The sequence below is a fragment of the Salinivibrio sp. ML198 genome, from assembly GCF_001996015.1.
GTDB lineage: Bacteria > Pseudomonadota > Gammaproteobacteria > Enterobacterales > Vibrionaceae > Salinivibrio > Salinivibrio siamensis.
Genome location: NZ_MUEZ01000065.1, coordinates 1 through 410, shown reverse-complemented (window position 1 = coordinate 410; position 410 = coordinate 1). Strand labels below are relative to the sequence as shown.

3 tRNA genes and 1 rRNA gene are annotated in these 410 nt (G+C 52.2%); all 4 read right to left on the bottom strand.

The window, feature by feature from the left end:
- Nucleotides 1-6: 6 nt before the first annotated feature.
- Nucleotides 7-82: transfer RNA gene (locus BZG25_RS15745), tRNA-Ala, on the bottom strand.
- Nucleotides 83-94: 12 nt separating this feature from the next.
- Nucleotides 95-170, bottom strand: a tRNA-Lys gene (locus BZG25_RS15740).
- Between the two features lie 2 nt (nucleotides 171-172).
- A tRNA-Glu gene (locus BZG25_RS15735) sits at nucleotides 173-248 on the bottom strand.
- An 81-nt stretch (nucleotides 249-329) separates the two neighbouring features.
- Nucleotides 330-410 (bottom strand): 16S ribosomal RNA (locus BZG25_RS15730); the annotation flags it as partial.

Genomic DNA, 410 nt, shown 5'->3' with positions numbered 1-410 from the left:
CAGACTTGGTGGAGCTAGGCGGGATCGAACCGCCGACCTCTTGCATGCCATGCAAGCGCTCTCCCAGCTGAGCTATAGCCCCGCGTCTGAGAAATGGTGGGTTGTACAGGATTCGAACCTGTGACCAATTGATTAAAAGTCAACTGCTCTACCAACTGAGCTAACAACCCAATGGCGTCCCATAGGGGAGTCGAACCCCTGTTACCGCCGTGAAAGGGCGGTGTCCTAGGCCTCTAGACGAATGGGACACGCTGATATGTTTGGGAACATATCCTCTTTAATACTTCAACCTATACAATCTGTGTGAACACTCGCAACAATAGCGTCAGTAAGGAGGTGATCCAGCCCCAGGTTCCCCTAGGGCTACCTTGTTACGACTTCACCCCAGTCATGAACCACACCGTGGTAAA